This is a genomic window from Streptomyces sp. NPDC006487, from assembly GCF_042870555.1.
GTDB lineage: Bacteria > Actinomycetota > Actinomycetes > Streptomycetales > Streptomycetaceae > Streptomyces.
Genome location: NZ_JBIAHN010000002.1, coordinates 60,412 through 78,322, shown reverse-complemented (window position 1 = coordinate 78,322; position 17,911 = coordinate 60,412). Strand labels below are relative to the sequence as shown.

General features: G+C 71.4%; 12 protein-coding genes and 2 pseudogenes. 9 read left to right on the top strand and 5 right to left on the bottom strand.

Translation table 11 applies throughout. The annotated features are described in order from the left end of the window. Window positions 1-127: 127 nt before the first annotated feature. Entirely contained in the window at window positions 128-4,831 is a 4,704-nt protein-coding gene (locus ACFYM0_RS03050; RefSeq protein ID WP_388495959.1) for a sacsin N-terminal ATP-binding-like domain-containing protein, read from the bottom strand. Window positions 4,832-5,019: 188 nt separating this feature from the next. Here ACFYM0_RS03050 and ACFYM0_RS03045 point away from each other — a divergent pair, with 188 nt between their 5' ends. Together ACFYM0_RS03045 and ACFYM0_RS03040 are read left to right on the top strand one after the other, a co-directional pair. Next, window positions 5,020-6,333: a pyroglutamyl peptidase gene (locus ACFYM0_RS03045; protein WP_388495957.1), complete on the top strand. Its 1,314-nt coding sequence runs from the start codon at window positions 5,020-5,022 to the stop codon at window positions 6,331-6,333. A 146-nt stretch (window positions 6,334-6,479) separates the two neighbouring features. Continuing rightward, the gene (locus ACFYM0_RS03040) at window positions 6,480-7,898 is read left to right on the top strand and encodes an amidohydrolase family protein (RefSeq protein WP_388495956.1); all 1,419 of its coding nucleotides are present in this window, start codon (window positions 6,480-6,482) and stop codon (window positions 7,896-7,898) included. Between the two features lie 10 nt (window positions 7,899-7,908). On the opposite strand, the gene ACFYM0_RS03035 is transcribed toward ACFYM0_RS03040, so the two are convergent. Next, entirely contained in the window at window positions 7,909-10,887 is a 2,979-nt protein-coding gene (locus ACFYM0_RS03035) for a BTAD domain-containing putative transcriptional regulator (RefSeq protein WP_388495954.1), read from the bottom strand. 198 nt (window positions 10,888-11,085) lie between these two features. Here ACFYM0_RS03035 and ACFYM0_RS03030 point away from each other — a divergent pair, with 198 nt between their 5' ends. Genes ACFYM0_RS03030 through ACFYM0_RS03020 form a run of 3 tightly spaced genes read left to right on the top strand, consistent with a single transcriptional unit; the run spans window position 11,086 to window position 13,518 of the window. Then, the gene (locus tag ACFYM0_RS03030) at window positions 11,086-12,462 is read left to right on the top strand and encodes a zinc ribbon domain-containing protein (RefSeq protein ID WP_388495953.1); all 1,377 of its coding nucleotides are present in this window, start codon (window positions 11,086-11,088) and stop codon (window positions 12,460-12,462) included. 24 nt (window positions 12,463-12,486) lie between these two features. Next, window positions 12,487-12,858, top strand: coding sequence for a hypothetical protein (locus ACFYM0_RS03025; RefSeq protein ID WP_388495952.1), 372 nt, complete (start codon window positions 12,487-12,489; stop codon window positions 12,856-12,858). A 39-nt stretch (window positions 12,859-12,897) separates the two neighbouring features. Beyond that, window positions 12,898-13,518 (top strand): hypothetical protein, encoded by a 621-nt coding sequence (locus ACFYM0_RS03020; protein WP_388495951.1) that lies wholly within the window; start codon window positions 12,898-12,900, stop codon window positions 13,516-13,518. Window positions 13,519-13,563: 45 nt separating this feature from the next. Here ACFYM0_RS03020 and ACFYM0_RS03015 read toward each other — a convergent pair. Beyond that, window positions 13,564-13,776 (bottom strand): annotated as a pseudogene (locus ACFYM0_RS03015) (hypothetical protein); the annotation flags it as partial. Between the two features lie 174 nt (window positions 13,777-13,950). Here ACFYM0_RS03015 and ACFYM0_RS03010 point away from each other — a divergent pair. After that, the gene (locus ACFYM0_RS03010; RefSeq protein WP_388495950.1) at window positions 13,951-14,610 is read left to right on the top strand and encodes a hypothetical protein; all 660 of its coding nucleotides are present in this window, start codon (window positions 13,951-13,953) and stop codon (window positions 14,608-14,610) included. A 35-nt stretch (window positions 14,611-14,645) separates the two neighbouring features. Here ACFYM0_RS03010 and ACFYM0_RS03005 read toward each other — a convergent pair. Next, window positions 14,646-14,747: pseudogene (locus ACFYM0_RS03005) on the bottom strand (ATP-dependent helicase C-terminal domain-containing protein); the annotation flags it as partial. 136 nt (window positions 14,748-14,883) lie between these two features. Beyond that, on the bottom strand, window positions 14,884-15,030 hold the full coding sequence (locus ACFYM0_RS03000; RefSeq protein ID WP_388495948.1) for a hypothetical protein: 147 nt from the start codon (window positions 15,028-15,030) through the stop codon (window positions 14,884-14,886). A gap of 527 nt (window positions 15,031-15,557) precedes the next feature. Here ACFYM0_RS03000 and ACFYM0_RS02995 point away from each other — a divergent pair. From ACFYM0_RS02995 to ACFYM0_RS02985, 3 genes are all read left to right on the top strand, one after another. Then, the gene (locus tag ACFYM0_RS02995) at window positions 15,558-16,175 is read left to right on the top strand and encodes a hypothetical protein (protein ID WP_388495947.1); all 618 of its coding nucleotides are present in this window, start codon (window positions 15,558-15,560) and stop codon (window positions 16,173-16,175) included. Window positions 16,176-16,277: 102 nt separating this feature from the next. Beyond that, window positions 16,278-16,946 carry a DUF4360 domain-containing protein gene (locus tag ACFYM0_RS02990; RefSeq protein WP_388495945.1) on the top strand — a complete coding sequence of 223 codons (669 nt, stop codon included), beginning with the start codon at window positions 16,278-16,280 and terminating at the stop codon, window positions 16,944-16,946. A gap of 424 nt (window positions 16,947-17,370) precedes the next feature. Next, entirely contained in the window at window positions 17,371-17,676 is a 306-nt protein-coding gene (locus ACFYM0_RS02985) for a hypothetical protein (RefSeq protein ID WP_388495944.1), read from the top strand. The last annotated feature ends 235 nt before the right edge of the window (window positions 17,677-17,911 follow it).

Genomic DNA, 17,911 nt, shown 5'->3' with positions numbered 1-17,911 from the left:
CATGCCGCTGTCCGGTTGCACCTGTCCGATCCGAGTGAAGGCCGCTGACCTGTGCAGCCCCATGCGCAAGGCCAGTCACAGATAAGGAAGAGCGGCAGGCTCTTCTTGATCCTTCCAAGGGCCGCGATCAAGCCTCCTCAGGCCAGTCGTACACGGTGCATTCCACCGCCGGGTTCCGTACGCCCTTGAGCTTGACGTCCGTCGTCGGCTCGACCGCGAAGCGGTGGACGGGGTCGTTCACCAGGCGGAGGGTAGGGGTGCCTGCGCCTTCCGCCAGGTGCGAGGCGATGACGAGGGTGTAGTTCGTGCCCTCCGACCAGGCCCGTACGAACTCCGCCCGGGTCAGGGACAGCTCGCCCGGCACTGCCTGTCCGTGGGCCTTGATCTCGTAGTAGTGCCCGGCCGAATCGACCGCGTCGGCTCCCAGTCCCGAGACGCCCCGCTGTTCCTCCAGCGTGAGGCCCTGCTCCTGCAGGATCCGGCCGAGGGCCCTGAGGGTCAGTTCCTCCTTGTCGTGGTCGGCGTAGGCGCGGGGAGGAGCCTGGTTGTGGAGCGGGGCTCCGCCCGCCCTGGGACGGGGGAGCGGGATTCCGTACGGTGCTTCGCGCGGTGAACCGTACGGAGGGGGAGGGGCGATGCCGGGGTGCGGCGGTGTGCCGTCCCGGACGACGACCTTGCGGGGGAGGGCTTCGAACACGGCCCCGTCCACCAGAGTGCGGGCGGCGGCCTGTTGCTGCGGACCGGCCGTCGGAGAGGGGGTGGGAGAGGGAGTCGTACGCGCAGGCGGGAAGACAGCGGGGGAGAGGGTCCCGGCCGCCGCGGCGCGCTGCTCGGGGGGCTTGGGACCCGGCCGTGAAGCAGGGACGGGGGGAATCTGCTGTGCCCGCCGGTGGAGTTGTTCGGCCAGGCGTTGCCGTTCCTCGCGGTCCCGCTGCTCGGCGGAGACCAGTGCGGTTCCGGGATTCGACTCCACCAGGCCTTCCTCCCAGATGTCGCGCCAGGCGTGACCCACGCGGGAGCGTTGTCCCGCGAAGTGGGCGGCGATGGCCGCTCCCGCCCCCGGCTTGGTGCGCAGCGCCTCGGGGTGTGCCAGGAACAGGGTGCCGCGATCGCGGTCGATGTGTGCGTCGGCGGAGAACTCGACGGTTCCGTGGCTGCCGCCCGGCTCGAGGCGGAGCGTCAGGCCGGGGCGCAGCCGCACTTCCAGGCCCGCCAGCCAGTTCCACCCGGTGAAGGCTTCCGCGGTTTCCGGCTCGTCGCGTACGAGGAGGTCCTGCAGGGCGACCACTCCGCTGCGGAAGTCCTCGGTGAGGGTGGCATCGGCGGGCTCGCTCTCGGTGGGCAGGCCCTCCGTGGAGAGGTCCCCGGCGCCGGCGGTGCCCGGGACCTCGGCGTTCGCCACCTCCAGGGGCGTGACGTGCAGCAGCCCGAGGAGGGCGGTGAACTGGAGGACGTTTCCTCCCGGCTTCCACAGCGGAAGCCGATTTCCCAGGGACCGCTCGACCCCGGGGTCGGTCACCGCGAACACCTGCCGGCCCTTGGTCCTCCTCACCCAGCCGGCCGTGGTCCACAGCGGCAGACTGCGCAGCTTGCTCCGCAATCCCGGGTCCACGGGCCGGCCGGCACCGGACAGCAGGTCCCGCAGGCGGCGCAGGGCGTAGAGCATGACCTGTTCGCCGTCCGCATCGGGCGCGTCACCGGATGCGGCGATCTCCCTCAGAACGTCGACCAGCTCGCCCGCCCCGGGCTCGGCCATGTACAGGACCCGCCACAGCGGATCCAGGTCCTCGCCGGTCAGGGCGAAGGAGCGGAACCCACGGAGGATCGCCGGCCCGCGGAAGCACTCGCCGGACTTCTTCCAGCCCCGGTCGGTCAGCACGAGGTCCTCGCCCCGGAACTCGTGGCGGACCTTCTCCTCCACCGCCGCCTGTGACGTGTCGGCGGAGCGGTGCGTCAGACGCCGGGCCAGGGATCGGTAGACCAGCAGAGCTTCTGCCTGCAGGCCCTGCGGCACCTCGGCGGCGTCCTCGCAGCGTTTGCGGAGCTCGCGCAGCCGCTGTGCCAGACGCGGTACGTCGGGGTCACCGGAGACCCCGAGTTCGGTGAGGACGTCCTGCCTCGTAGTCAGGGCCCGTTGGATCTCGGGGTGCAGGTAGTTGGGGTCCTCCTGTCCGTAGAGGGCTTCCGTGTCCGGCGTACGCAGGGTGAGTTCGGCGGGTGGACACAGCTCGCCCCGGCTGTTCTCCAGCCAGGCGGTGTCCCGGAGCCGCCACACCCACAGGGCTGCCGTCTGCCCCTTGTCGTTCCACCGCTGATAGCCATGGGCCATACGGACCTTGGCCTGGTCCTCACTGGTCAGTGGTCCGGTGAGGGTGCGCAGGAGGGCCGCCGTGCGGCGACGGCGTTCCTTCTGTTCCTTCTCGGCGACGATGTGCGCGACCACGGCGAGGAGGTCCTCGCTGACCAGGTCGTCGAGCGTGAAGTCGGCACCCGCACGGTACATCTGCGTCCATCGACCCTTGACGAACCACATGCAGTCGCGCTTCAGCCCGAGGCGTGGGTCTCCCGAATACACCTTGGTGTACGCGTAGTGGTGCTCCGGTTTCACGGGGGTCAGGCGGGGAGTGTCCGCCGCTCCCAGCAGCCGCAGGAAGGCCGTCCTGCTCAGACCGCCGGCCTCGCCGGCGGACAGCAGCGAGCGCGCGTAGGACCGGTGCACCCATACGAGGCCGGGAGTCCGGCGGGCGGCCGTCGCGAACCGGTCTCCGTCGGTGCTCTGCAACGCCTGGGGGAGATACGCGTGGTGGGGCCGCACCCGACGGGACTGCTCGGCGCCTTCGGCGTCGTAGGAAATGCCCTCGAGGACGACGGCCCGGCCGATGCCCGGCCCGAGAGGATCGCGCACCGCCTTGGGCGTCCCGGCCAGGGCACGCTGCAGGGCGACGAGCCGCTCGGCCGACGTCGGCTCGCCGGCTTCGGAGAGGCGCCCGCCGGCTTCGCCGAAGCCGGACGCGATCCGCAGCAGGGCTGCCGTGTCGTCGCGGCTCACCAGGCAGCCACGGCTCCTCAGCCATTCGACGACCCGCTTCGCCCCGAGGCCGTCGTCCTCGTAGGCGGGATGGAGATCCAGGACGATGCCGAGGACGTCCAGCGGCCCGGCGGTCCCTGCGATCGCGAAGGCGTTCTTCTTGCCCCGAGGCTGCAGTCGGCGCCCGTCGGCGGTGACCACGCACGGGTGCAGGGAGAGCTGGAACCCGAGGCCCGAGTCGAGGGCGACCGCGCTGAGGCGGACGAGCTGTTCGGGGGTCTGCTGTTCCTCGGCGAAGAGGCCGAGCGCGTCGACGACCCGTACCTCCGGGATCAGGTCCGCTCCCGAGACCCGCCAGTCCGCGAGGACCTGCCGCCAGCGGCCGCCGCCGTCACGGGCGGCGGCGGGGAAGGAGTACGGGACCCCGCCCAGGCGCGCGACGTCCGCGTCGGCGAGCACCCCCGACAGGGCGGTTTCTTCGGCCGCGAAGTCGGCCAGCGGCGCGCTCCGCCCGGTCTGGGGGACCGTCAGGGTGAGTTCGGCGGCGAGCGACCGACGGGACCGGGCGAGCAGCTCGGCCAGGATCCGTTCCTCGATCCGGCCCTGGACCCGGTCCTCGATCCGGTCCTGGACCCGGTCGTGGTTCCGGTCCTTGATCCGTTCCGGCGGCGCGGAGCCCGTCGGCGGGGGCAGGGGGACCAGGTGCCATGCGGTGGGATCCACCCGCTCCAGGACGTCCCGGACCCCTGCCGCCCAGAGGTCGGCCACCACGGGGACCAGCTGTGCGTTGAGGCGGCTGCCGGCGAAGCCCTCGCGGCTGGCCACGGGGTCGAACTGGGCGTGGATGCGGGCGGCCACGTCCAGCGGGGCCACGGGCAGGCCCGCGTGGACACTGCCCTGCGCATGCGGGCCCCGCGCGTGCGGGCCGAGGGGGAGCGCGACCCCCACGGGCACGGTCGCTCCGAGTGCCTTGTGATGGCGAACCCAGTCGGGGCGGGGCGGTACCTCCACCGTGTACACGCGCCACAGGGCCCCGTCGGCCGTCCGGGCGTGCTGCACCTTTACCTCGTGCCCGGCGCCGTCCACCGGGAACCGCTGCGTTGCCACGTCCTCCCAGGACAGCGCCAGTACGGTGGCGCTGCCGCCCGCCTTCACCTCGATGCGTTCGATGCTGCGCAGGAAGAGGAGGGAGGCGTCGCTCCAGCTCTCGAACCAGTGCAGAAGCTCCTCGGGAGGCAGCACCCCGGGCTCCAGAGGGATGCGGAAGATGGTCCAACCGGGGCCGGCGATCTCCTCGGGCAGTTTCGGCGCCGGGACGGGCTCGAGCGTCAGGTCCACGAAGCGCACGTGGAAGGGGTGACAGTGGGCTTCCCAGGTCGTGGACAGGGCCCGGAGCGTGGACAGTCCGATGCCGAAGCGCCCGGTGCTCCTGGCGTCGGTCTTCTTGCCGCTGAGCCAGGGCTGGCTGAGCAGGAGGACGTCTCCCAGGCGCAGCCCGCCACCGTCGTGCGCGACCAGCAGCGCGTCCGGGTGGCGCAGGAACCGCAGCTGCCGGGCTCCGGCGTCGTCGGCGTTCTGCACGAACTCGGAGAGGAACTGCAGGGGGTTGGTCGACAGCGTCTCCGCGCCTTCCTGCGCGCCCTCCGCCATCTGGAGGTGTACGCCGAGACCTCCCCGCAGCCCCTCGTCGAGGAGACGAATGGCACGATCCGCTTCCTGAACGGTCGACACCTCCGCCTGCGTATGCGCGCGCGCATCCTTCAGAAGTGCGCGTACCGCGCCGATGAGAGCGTCGTCGCCCATGCTCGTGTCCCCACCCCTTGGTGCCGTCCGTACGAGAGCAAGCCTGGTGGGTCGATGAGGTTCCTGGTCACCGAGCGGGTGTGATCCGGACAACGTCCGAGGCGCCGGACGACGATGGCGGTCATGTCCCATGCTTGCCTCAAAAGGGCCTGCCCTACCAACTCCCCTTCTGTGTAATGTCACATGGCATGAGAATTCTCCACCGTGCGGCCCTCATCGCCGCCCTGCTCGGCGTCACCGCGGTCCTGCCTCCCATGGGCGCGCACGCCGCCGCCCCGCCCACCTGCGGGGCCGCGGCCGCCTCGCCCACCACCGGTGCCCGCGCCGAGCCTTCGGCCCACCCCTCCACCGCCCGTGACCCCGAGCAGGCGCGCCTCGCCGATCCGCGGACCGCCGCCTTCGCGGAGCGGGCCGCGTTCGGCGAGTTCGTGCGCCGCTTCCCGGCCGCGCTCTGCTCCGCGCGCGACGCCACCGAGGCGGGCTGGGTCCTCGACGCCTGGGGCGAGGCGCTGTGGCAGGCCGCCGTGAACCGGGCGCAGGGGCGCCGCGCCGGCGGGGACCTGGCAGCGGGAGACGACCGCCCGCTGTACTGGACCCGGCTGCGGATGACCGTCCAACTGGCGGACTGGAATCCGGGGTTCCCGGTCGACCGGCCGGCCCTGCGCTCCCGCTTCGAGGACGCCTCGCGGGGGCTGACCACCAACGACTTCCGCGGTACCCCGGGCGTACGGCGCCTGTTCGTCAGCGGATTCGACCCCTTCGGCCTGGACACCGAACTGCGCCGGGCCAACCCCTCCGGCTCCGCGGTCCTCCAGCTCAACGGACGCCGCCTCACGCTCGCCGACGGCACCCCCGTGGAGATCCGGGCCGTGGTCCTGCCCGTGCGCTACGCCGCGTTCGACGCCGGGATCGTAGAGCGTGCGTACGGCCCGCGTCTCGCTGCGGGTCCCCGCGCCGCCGACATGATCACCAGCATCAGCCAGGGCTACCCCGGGATCTTCACGCTGGAGGCGTGGGCGGGGCGCGCCCGCTCGGCCGACCCGTATCCGGACAATGCCGACGCGCTTTCGGGGGGTACGTACGCACACCCCGTCACGGCGCCGGGCCTCGGCCCGGGCGCGGAGTTCCTGCGGACCACCCTCCCCACCGACGCCATGACGGCCGTGCAGAGCCCGTACCCGGTGCTGCTGAACACCGAGGTCAGTGAGATACCTGCAGGTCAGGACAGCCCCGTGGACCGCGCGGACGGGCCGACCCCCGGCTCCCGTGCCGTTGCGGGCGGCGGCGGGGGCTACCTCTCCAACGAGGTCGCCTACCGCTCCAACCGGCTCCGGACGGAACTGAGCCCCCGGCTGCCCGGCGGCCACCTGCACACGCCCGTGCTCACAGGGCTGCCCTCCGACCCGAACCAGCTCACGGGCGCCGCGTTCGAGCAGAACGAGAGCGCGATCGCCTCGCAGGTGCTGGAGGTGCTGCGGCATTCCGCTCCCGCGGGACCCTGACCCGCCGAAGTGCACGGGCGAGCGGGTCAAGGACGGCGCGGGGCGTCAGGGGCCGCCGGGGCCGGGGCCGGGGGCGGCCCAGGCGCGGTCGCATGGCGCCCGGCTGGTCCCGGTGGCGCAACCGGTCGGCACGGGAGCCTCTTGCGATGGCGGGCGGCTGCAAACTGAGGTCGACTGGTCCAGCGCCTCACCATCGGGCAGGCGGCCGGTCGGATGCGGTCAACCTCGTCGCAAGGAGCTTGATCATGGCAGGACGGTTCGCTCTGACCGACGCCACGATCGTCACCGGTGACACGGAGGGAACCGTGCTGCCGGACAGGACCATCGTCGTGGGCGCCGATGGAGGGATCGAGCAGGTCGGGCCCACTGCGACGACGCCCGTACCCGGTGGATACCGAGCCATCGACACGGCCGGACACTTCGTCGTCCCCGGTCTGATCAACGCGCACGCCCATCTGTTCTCCGACGGCAGACCGCTTCCTGCGATCCTGCTGAACGAGTCCACGCAGGGACTGGTCTCGTTGTTCTCGCACAGTCCGGTCGGCAGGCGGTTCTTCAAAAGGCGCACGAAGACCAACGTCCTGACGCAGCTGCGTTCGGGTGTGACCACGATTCGCACGGTGGGTGACGTCGCCTACGAGGTCGTCGCGGTCGCGGATGAGATCGACCGCGGCAGGTACCTCGGGCCCCGGATGCTCGCGTCGGGGCCGTTGCTCGCGGTGACCGGAGGCCACGGTGCTCCGCAGATCGCCTTGATCGCGGACTCGCCCTGGGAGGCCCGTCGCAACACCCGTCTCAACCTGCGGCACGGCGTCAAGGCGATCAAGATCTCGGCCACCGGCGGGGTGACCGATGCCCGCACGATCGGTCAGGCCGGGCGACCGGAAATGACCGAGGAGGAGATGACGGCGATCTGCGAGGAGGCCCACAACGCCGGCGTCCTCGTCGCCGCGCATGCCCAGAGCAAGGCGGGCATCCTTGCGTCGCTGCGCGCCGGTGCCGACACGATCGAGCACGGCGCGGGAATGACTTCGGAGATCATCGGCCTGTTCCTGGACAATCCGCGCTCGCTGAACGGGACGTCGGCGCTCATTCCGACTTTGCAGGCGTGCCTTCCGTTGGTGAAGCTGGATCAGGCGGTCACCGGCATCAACGACACCGTCAAGGCGAACGCCGGGATGGTCCTGGAGGAGATGATCCAGGGCATCCAGGCTGCTCAGGAGCACGGGATCAGCATCGGGCTGGGCACCGACTCGGCACTCACCTTTGTCACCCACTACAACGCCTGGCGCGAGATGGATCTTGTGGTCCGCTACGGCGGGCTCACCCCGGCACGAGCGCTGAACGCCGCTACGAGGACCAATGCGAAGATCCTCGGCCTCGACGACGTCACGGGCTCGATCGAGCCCGGTAAGGCCGCCGATCTGGTCGTCCTCGGCTCGAACCCGCTCGACGGATTCCGGGCATTCACCGACCCGCTGATGGTCGTCGCACGAGGCACGATCATCGACCGGCCATCCGTCACCCGCTACCCCGACGTGGACGCCCACCTCGATTCCTTCTGAATTCGCCGGACTAGGACGCGGCCTCGCAGTCCCTGAGCCCGGCGACTGCGAGCGCGCGTTCCGCGGGGTACGCGCCGGAGCCGGGGAACGCGAGGACCGTCCGGAACTGCTGGCCCGCCTCGCGGACCCGGCCCGCCGCCGAGTAGGCGCGGCCCAGCCTGCTGCGGATCGCCATCTCCATACGGATCTGGTGGGGCTCGTTCAGCGGGGACAGCGACTGGAGGCGGGAGAGGGCGTCGTGGTGGTGGGCCAGGGCCGCGTCCAGGTTCCCCGCGCCCAGCTCCGCCGTACCCATCATGCTCAGCGTGATCGCGGTCAAGGGGATGTCGCCGGCCTGCTGGACGAGCTGCGCCGCCCGGCCCAGGAGCTCCTTGGCCTCGGTGAACCCACCGAGGCCGAGGTGGACTTCGGCGGCGCAGGTCAGGGCCCTGCTGATCATGGTGGGCCGCCCGTTCGCCTCGGCGTGGACGGTAGCCTCGGCGAAGCAGCGGAGCGCGTCCCGGGTCCGCCCCCGGGTGTGATGGACGGTCCCGAGCACGCAGAGGGCCATCGCCACGAGCCAGTCGTCCTCCAGCCGCCGGGCCAGTTCGACCCCCGCGGTGAGGGGGGCGATGGCCTCCTCCGGCCGGCCCGCGTTCAGCTCGGCGGTCCCGATCCCGCTCAGGGCCCGGGCCTCCTCGTGCCGGTTCCCGCCGCGGCGGCTCAGACGCAGGGCTTCGGCGAAGGTCGCGCGCGCCCGTTCGGCGTCGCCCCGGTGGATGTCGACGATCCCCAGGCAGTTGCGCAGAGCGGGCGCCATCCGCCGGTCGGTGGCCCGGTCCGCCTGGGGGAGGGCGGTCTTCAAGGCCGTGCGGCCTTCGTGGAAGCGGCCCCGGCGGATGAAGTGGTCGGTCAGCGCCTCGGCGATCCAGCAGGCGTGGTCGGCCTCGCCGAGGCCCGCCGCGTGGCCGACGACGTCGGCGAGTTCCGGGTCTGCGGCGTTCAGCCAGGCACTCGCGTCGGCCCAGTCCGCGAAGACCCCCGTCGCGGGCGGTCCGGTGGGGAAGCCGGTGGAGCCCCAATCGCTCGCGGTGCGGGCCGCGTCCACGTAGAGGCGGAGCACGGCGGTGCGCGCCGCCCTCGCTTCGGCCGGGGCGGCCTCCGCGAGCCGCCGGGCGTGGACCCGTACCAGGTCGTGCAGCCGGTAGCGGCCCGGCCGGGGCTGCTGCACCAGGCTCATGTCGACCAGGCCCTCCATGATCTGCTCGGCGTCGCGCGCCGGCCGGCCCAGCATGACCGCCGGCGTGAGGGCGTCGAACTCGCTCGTCGGTGTCAGGCCCAGCGTGCGGAACGCCCGCTGCTGCGCGGGGGCGAGCTGGTCGTACGACAGGCGGAAGGCCGCCTCCAGGCTTCGGTCCCCGGCACGGAGTTCACCGAGCCGGTGATCGTCGTCCGTCATACGGCTCACCAGATGGGCGACGGTCCAGGCGGGGCGGGTCTGCAGCCGCGTCCCGGCGATGCGCAGCGCCAGCGGCAGTCCTCCGCACAGCCTCGCCAGTTCGCGCGCGGCCGTCCGCTCCGCGGCCGTGCGCTCCTCCCCGACGAGCTGCCCGAGCAGGGCCTGGGCCTCTCCCGCCTCCAGGGGCTCCAGCGTGACGCGCCGGTCGGCGTCCAGTCCGGCCAGCCGCTGCCGACTGGCCACGATCACCATGCTGCCCGGTCCGGCGGGGAGCAATGGCCGGATCTGGGCACTGCCCACGGCGTCGTCCAGTACAAGGAGCAGCCGCAGCGATTCGGTCACTGCCCGCCAGGCGGTGGTGAGTTCGTCCAGATCGGCGGGAACCTCGCTGTCGGCCGCGCCGATCGAGCGCAGCAGTCGCCGCAGCACCCGCTGCGGCGAGAGCTTCTGGCGCCCCGGGCTGTGGGCGCGCAGGTCGACGAAGAGACAGCCGTCCGGATACCGGGAGCGCAGTTCCCGGGCCGTACGGACGACGAGGGCGGTCTTGCCGATCCCGGCGATGCCGTCGACGGTCACGACCCCCACGGAGCCGGGCGGGAGGGGGGCCGCCAGCAGCGCCCGTTCGCGCTCCCGCCCGATGAGAACACCGGTGATGCCCGGCAATTCGTTGACGGGGCGACGGGGGCGGGGCGGTAGGGGGACGGTGGCCGGACCGGCGGCGATCAGGGCGGCGGCGGTCAGGGCGGCGGTTCGGGCCGCCTCCGGGCCGAGGAGCAGCTCGTCGTCGCGGCGCAGCACCGCTTCGTACACCTGGCCCAGTGCGTCCCCGGGGCTGACCCCGAGCTCGTCGCGCAGCCGCTCGCGCATGCTCTGGTAGGCGTTCAGCGCCTCGGCCTGGCGGTCGTTGGCGTACAGGGCCCGCATGTGCAGGGCCAGGACCGCCTCGTCGTACGGCTCGGCGGCCGTCAGGGCGGCCAGACCGTCCAGGGCCTCGCCGGTCCGGCCCGACAGGACAAGGCATTCGAGCCGATCCGATTCGAGCGTGCGCCGCCGGTCCGCCAGCCGCCGCCGCTCCGCCTGTACGAGCGGCCCCGGCAGCCCCGCCAGGGGCTCTCCCCGGTACAGCGCGAGCGCACCGGTGAATCCGGCCATCGCGGTGGCCAGGTCACCGGACTCCTTCGCGCGCCGTGCGTCCCGGAGCAGTCCCGCCATCTCGGTCACGTCGACGCTGATCCGCTCCATCGCCATGCCGTACCGGCCCTGGCTGCTGCGGATCACCGAATCCTCGTACGCCGTGCCCTCCGGGTCGAGGGCTTTGCGTAGCGCGTAGACGTAGCTCGGCAGGACCCGGTGGCCGGATCCCGGCGGGGCCGAGCCCCACACCCCGTCGAGGAGGTCCTCATGGCTGATCTCGCTGCCCGCCCGCAGGACCATCGCGGCCAGGACGGCCTGTCGCCGGACGGGTCCCGGGTCCAGCGGCGTCGTTCCTCGCCAGGCCCGGACCGGACCGAGCAGCTCGATCCGGAGCCGCTGCGGAGATTCCCCGTCCACTCGCATCCTCGTCTCACACGCATCGGCGTTTCGCTCGCATCATCGAAATTTCATCGGCATTGCAGCGCCCCCGATCACGCTTGGCAAGGCTCATGGTGCGCACGTGAAAGCGAAATGGCCGGAAATCGAGGGGGCGTCATGACAGGTTCGGCCGCCGTACGCCGCACCGCGGTGCCTGCATGGGGCGGAAGCCGGGACGTGACCAGGTACCTGTGCGCGGCCGTGTACCTGCATCGCGAGTACGCGAGGTCCCTCGTCAAGGGTGTGGCCGCCGAGCCGCATCTGGGCGTGGCCGCGGCCCCGGCGTGCGACGTGCCCGTCGTGCTCAGGCACGCGTATCGTGCGAACGCCCGCAGACACGGCCGGGACATCCTGCTCGCCGTCCTGCTGCTACTCCTCCTCGTCTTCCACCTGTGGGTGGGGGTGCCGTGGATCACTCTGCTGATGCTGCTCCTCGCCTGGGTGACGGTGTTCTCGTTCGAGCTCTCCACCAAGTACGGCCGGTCGATGCAGGCTCTGCGCCCGGACAGCTTCGACCCCGCGGCCGCGCCCGAGCCGATCAGCCCGAGCGTGGCCGTGCGCCTGCGCGAGATCGGCGAGTACGCCCGGGGGAACGTCACCACCTACAGCGGCTACTCTCCGTTCGCGGGGTACGGATCCGACCGCGACTCGTGGTCCTTGGCCTTCGACGTCACCTCGCCGAGCCGACCGGGGGTCGAGCCGCGGGACTTCGACGTGGTGGACCTCTACGCCCACGTCGCCGGACGGCTCGCCAGGCTGGGCCTGCCCTGTCTGGAGATCGAGGAGCGGCTCTTCGTCGACGGCTCGGCGGTCCGGGAGGACAGGCGCTTCCTCCCCGATCCGCTCGGCCGGCCCGTGCCCGCCATCACGCCCGGCGCCTTGGACGCGCTCAAGCGCTCGCCGGAGGAGAAGGCCCGCCCCTACCTCGGGGTGCACTCCACGGGCTGGGGCGGCGAGCTGGTGACCTCCCTCTTCGTCCGCTTCGTCCGCTCGGACTCGAGTCTCGTCGTCGAGGCGTCCCCGACGGTGCTCTTCCCCCTGCTCGACGGCTACCGGGTCGTCGACACCCTCATGCCCGACCCGACCGTGTTCGAGGTGATCCGGCTGGCGGCGGGGACGCTGGTCCCCACCGTGTTCGAGCTGGCGGCCTCGCCCTGGCGCGCGACCGCGGGGTTCGCCCCTGATTTCTGGATGTACTTCCGGGTCCGCGGCCAGGACAAGCTGATCAGCCAGCTGCGGCGCTTCGACTACGGGGCCCGGCAGACGGTGCGCCGCAACGTCGCCGACAAGAGCCATCAGCGCTACTTCCAGGAGGCGGACAGCGGCATGGTCCTCAAGGCCATCGAGAAGAGGGTGCTGCACGCCATCGTCGAGTTCGCGGAGGCCCATGGAATCCATACGGACGAGCTGGTGCAACGGCAGGAACTGATCATCAATCACGGGATCATCGCGAGCCACGGAGCGAGCGTCCACGCCAGTTCCGTCGCCTCCGGGGAGAACTCCAGCATCTCGTCGAAGGTCCGCAGCAAACTACCGCGCGTGAAGTTGGACTGAGCAAGGTGAAGGGCAGGCAGAGGAATGCGGGACAACAACGGGATCAGCGCCACGGGCGGCTCGAACGTCGTCGCGTCGGGGGTGGCGAGCGGCAGGAACGCGCGAGTTGAGATCCGAAGCAGCGGTCAGACGCGGGTCGGCGACGGGCGGCAGCGATCGCCCGGGGAGATCCGGGACCTGGTCGCCGTGCTGATCGATGAACTCGGTCGCTCCGATCACCCCGACCGCGCTGATCTGATCGAGACGGCGCAGGACGCGCGTGAGGAGCTCGCCCGCGAAAACCCGCGGATGGGAAAGCTGAGGACGCTCGCCAGGGCGCTCCTGAGCGCGGTGACGGGATTCACCGCACTGGTCTCCCTCGCGGAGCCGATCGAAGAGGCGATCCGCGGTCTGTGAGCGAGGAAGTCTGAGCGAGGGAGTCCGAAGGAGATGACCATGCCACCTTCCCGGCGCGCCGGGCCCGGTTACGTCCGCGTGGGATCCACGGTGCTTCCCCGGTGGCTGCCGTGGCTGGTGGCTGCTCTCGTGGTCGTGGGCGGGGGGACCGCGGGAGTCCTCGTCGCCGTCGCTCCCGAGCCCGCGGAGGCGGCGGCCGGCGCGGCCCCGGGCGGTCTACCGCCGGGGGCGGGCGGCGGCTCCGCCACACCGTCGGATCTCGTCCCGCCCTCCACCCCGGATTCGGCCCCGCCCACTCCGTCTGCCGCCCCGTCGGTGGCGTACACCCCTCCCGTCCAGCCTTCCGTCGAGGCGAGCCCGCCCCGTCCGGACGATCCGGGCGAGGTGGTGGAGGAGTACTACCGGGACCTCGTGAACGGGGACTTCGCCGCCGCCTGGGAGCTCGGCGGCAAGAACATCGCCCACACCTCCTACGCGAAGTGGGTGGCGGGGTACGACACGACGGCGAGCATCTCGCTCGGCTCGGCGGACACGGTGGACGCCGGCCGGGTCCGCGTGCTGATCCGCGCGCTCCAGACGGACGGCACGCTGAGGGCGTACGAGGGCACGTACACCGTGTCCGGTGGTGAGATCGTCGGGGCGAAGGTCACTGAGAGGTGACCCAGCCTGGTCCGATCCGAAAGACACGGACTGGGACGTGTTTTGGAAGTTGCTGGAGTGCTGGGTGGGGCGTCCGGGGAAGTCGCGGGCGGCCATCCAGATGGTGAGGTCACGGGCGATCGGGTCAATGATGCTCTCGGTGGCGACTTGGTGTTCGCGGCGGACGACCTCGTATCCGCCTTCGTCCAGGACGGCGACGGAGGTGAACCAGACCGGGTCGTCCTCGTCGGGCTGGATGACGACGAAGGTGTTGTCCGACCGGGCAGACCGACGAGGCCGTCGCCGGCATCGCCGACCTCGGCCAGGGCGTTCCCGCCCGAGCCCTGGGAGCCCGCCGCGCCCGCCGACTGTGGGCTACGGGCCGTCAGAAGTCGTGCCCCATCGGCCGGATGCGGTTGAGGCGCTCTTGCGGACCGGCCCTACGCTGGAGGCATGGCCACCGATCCTTTGCTGCGACAAGGCCCCGACTCGACGGATCTGGTCCTGCGCGCCGGGGGCTTGCCGGCCGGGCCGGTGTGGAACGTGCTGACCTCGGCGGGGCCGGCGCTGTTCATTCCGCTCGTCCTGGGCGGGCCGACCCTGCTCGTCGCCTTCTGGATGGCGTTGGCCGGGGCGCGGGCGTCGACCGTGTTCGTGGTGGTGGGGGTGATCGCCGGGCTGGAGTACCTGCTCGGCTGGCCGGCGATGGCCTTTTCCCGGGCCCGGGACATCCTGCGGGTGGAGTTCGCGCCGGCCGGGGTGCCCGCGTCCCTGCGGTTGGTCCGGGCCGCCGGGCCGGACGACTGGCTGCCCGTCGACACCCTGCGCGAGGTGCGGCTGACGCACAAGGTGGTGGAGCCGTACCAGGGGGACCGCAAGCCGGCCGTCTCCACGCTCGCGCTGGAACTCGTCCTACGGGGCGCCCAGGAGCGGCTCGCCCCGCTCCCGTTCGGCGGCGACCCGCAGCGGCTCGCCGACGCACTGGAGGCCCTGCTCGGCCCGGGTGGGGTCGTGGTGGAGCTGCGCACCGAGCGCAGCACGCGCGAGGAGCCGCGGTCCCACTCGACCTGGTTCTCCGGAGGTTCGGCCTCGGCCAACTCGGGTGGCGGCTGACCCCGGGCTGCCCGTGGCGCTCCCCGCTCGGGCGTGTTGAGCCGCGGGGCCGGCTCGGCCGCAGCCGGGTCCTCCGGCCACGGGCGGCGGGGGTGGCGGCCGCGGAGCTCGGCCCGCACGGCGCGGTAGCCCTCGCGCCCCTCGCAGCACGGCGGCGAACCTCGGGGTTCCTACTGAAGACACTTCGGTTTCCATACCCCCACGGGCATTCACGGGTCTGGCCAAGGGGCGTGCAAAACGGGCACTGAGATGATCTTGAACGTCGATTCACTGTCAGCCGGTCCAGAGGGCGGCGAAGGCGGCCTGTGCTGCTTCGGCGGCTTCCGGGTACTCCTGGCGCTTCTCGTGTTCGGCGAGGGCCCGGTAGATGCCGGCCAGGCCGGGGTTCGGCCAGACCTTGGCCGGTAGTGCCCCCGGCACCCCCGCATACGGCCACGGCGCGCCGCGCGCGGGCCACCGAGTGACGGGGAGCCGGCCGCGCCAGACCGCCCGCCGACCGTGCTCCGCGGGGCCGTTGTGGCCTGTACCCCCTCCCTCGCGATCAGGCTCCGACCGGCTCGCCGCCGGCGCCGCGCGGACGCGCCGGCCCGTACGCCGGCCGCCCGCTCAGGGGCCGCCCCCGCGGCCGGCCGCCCCCGGATTCCACTGCTCATGACCTTCAGCGGCCACCGGCGGAAAAAGTCGTTGAAATTCATACCGAATCCCTTGTGTCGGATGCGCAAGCATGCATTTCCGGCACCCGCGACCGACTTTCGGCAGCCATTTAGAAGATGTATTTCGAAGTGCATCACTGGCTGGAAATTACCCGGAATGCAGAGGGGGTCATGAACATTTCCCTGGCCGTTTCTGGTCTGTTGACGCATGGGTGACCCGGTGCGACGGTGACGCTCGAAATGCGAATGCAGGAGGTGACAATGGGGTCGCCTCCTCGCAGCGAAAGGAATGACATGAGCGTCCGTGCACGATTTTCGTCAGCCCTGAGCCTGCGCGCCGCCACCGTCACCACCGCCGCCTGCGCGGTCGCGATGGCCACCGCGCTCCCGGCCTCGGCGGCAGACGCGGGAGCCTGGACCTACCGCGGTCCGCAGGAGTGCACCTACAGCAAGGCAGCCATAGCCACCCCGGCCACGGAGCGGACCGCCGCCTTCGGCTCCTCCACGGTCGAGTCGTGGAAGAACTCCCCGATCGGGTCGTGTCGACAGCCGGACCAGCGGCCGGCCGGGTACCTGACGGCGACCGCCTACCTCTACAAGTGGGACGACCTCACGCGAACCTGGCAGTTGTGCAGGACCTCCGGCCGCATGACGAACAGTGCGCCCGCACGCCAGGTGGAGGCGATGGTTCCGATCAGGACCGCCTCCGGCGCCATGCCGTGCGGCAACGGCTGGTACGGCACCATGGCCGGCGGCTGGCAGTACAGCCCCTCCCAGCACGCCTGGGTGGGAGGAAACGTCTGGTCCGGCCACCACTACTACGCGCCGGCCACGACACCGGACACGCCGCCCCCGGCCCTCCGCGCGGACAGCGCCGCCCCGGAGCTGATCCCCGCCCCGGCGCAGGGCTGACCCGAGCCGGCACCTGCCACGCCCGACCAAGGTCGCGGACCGTGCAGCTGCTCCACGTACCCCAGCTACACCTCTTCCCCAGCCGACCGAGAAGAGAACGACATGATCAGAATCCTGAGCGCCGGGACCGCCACGGCCGCCGCGTCCCTGCTGCTGGCCGGGACGACCGCCCCCTCGTCCGCGACTGAACCCTTCACGCCGCCGCCCCCGGGAAGGATCACCATCAGCGTGGCCACCGTGAACGGATCGGGCTGCCGCCCCGGCAGCGCCGCCGTGTCCGTGGCACCGGACAACACCGCCTTCACCATCACCTACAGCGAGTACCTCGCCCAGGCCGGCGGCAGCAGCAAGCCCGCAGACTCCCGCAAGAACTGCCAGATCGCCCTCAGGGTCAACGTCCCCCAGGGATACACCTACGCCATCGCCAGCGCCGACTACCGCGGCTTTGCATCCCTGGGCCACAGGGCCACCGGCATCCAGCAGGCCGGCTACTACTTCCAGGGCTACCCCCAGACGTACCGCATGACCCACGCCTTCAGCGGCCCCCTTACCGACAACTGGCAGGCCTCGGACCAGGTCGAAGTCGAAGCCCTCGTCTTCGCCCCCTGCGGTGCGCAGCGCAACTTCAACATCAACACCGAGCTGCGCACCGCGACCAGGAACGGCTCTGCGGACCCCGTCAGCTTCATGGCCATGGACTCGACCGACGGCAGCATCAACACGGTCTACCAGTTCGCCTGGAAGACCTGCCCGCCCCAGACGAGCTCATAACACCGAGCCCGGCACAACGCCCGGGCACACCAGGGCCGGCCGACCCCCGTCCCCCGAACACGGAAGGCGCCCCCGCCCCCGCCAGCCTGACGCATCCTCAAACGCATCGGGCAGACGAGGGTGGGGTCGTCCTCTCCCTGTCCCCAACCCTCCTGCCGTCAGCCCCTCTACGCCATCAGTACCCCGTCCACCGCGGTGGCCGGCAGGGACCGGGAGATCGATCACCAGCAATCCTGGGCAATGGGGCAATGGGGCAAAGGGCACTTGATGCCGCTGACCGGCACGGCCCCACCCGTGGCCGGCTGGGCCCGGAGGCCGTCATTCACGACGATGAGAGCCCGTCCCGAGGGGTTCCCGCCGGCGGTTGGTGTCATGTGACAGGGCGTCGTCCGGCGTTGTCGGTGGTGCCTTCTACTCTTCTTCCATGTCGGTCAACATTGATCTTGCCTTCACCGTTACCGGTGTCAGAGATGAGCCGCAGGCCTGGGAGATCGTCCGGGCTCTGGAGGAGCTGCTGCGTGAGGAGTCCCTTGTCCTCCAGGTGTCGTTGGGGGTGGCGGTCGACGACGACGGCGCGTTCTTCGTGTCCGGCGAATCCGACTTTCCTCTCGGGATCAGCCGTTTCTACCTGTGGCGCCCGCATTTCGAAGGGCTCTTCGCGGCGACTGTTGCTGAGGTGACTTCCGCTGCGAGCGGGAAGATTGAGTGGGGCTATCCCGACGAGGAGTAATGACCGGGCCGGCCGGCTGCCGCCCGGCGGGCGGACAGCGGTTGCCGTCACTCCGTCCGGGTGGCACCCGTACCTGCCTGAGCGAGTCTCCCGGAAGCCTTACCAGGAAGAGCGGTGCAATAGCCGCTGCTGGGAGCCCCCTGCCCGTCTCCATCAACGGCCCGAGCTACCGCCTCGGAACCACCTCGCCGCCATCGAACGAAAACGAGACGACGCGGCCTGAAGATCATGCAAC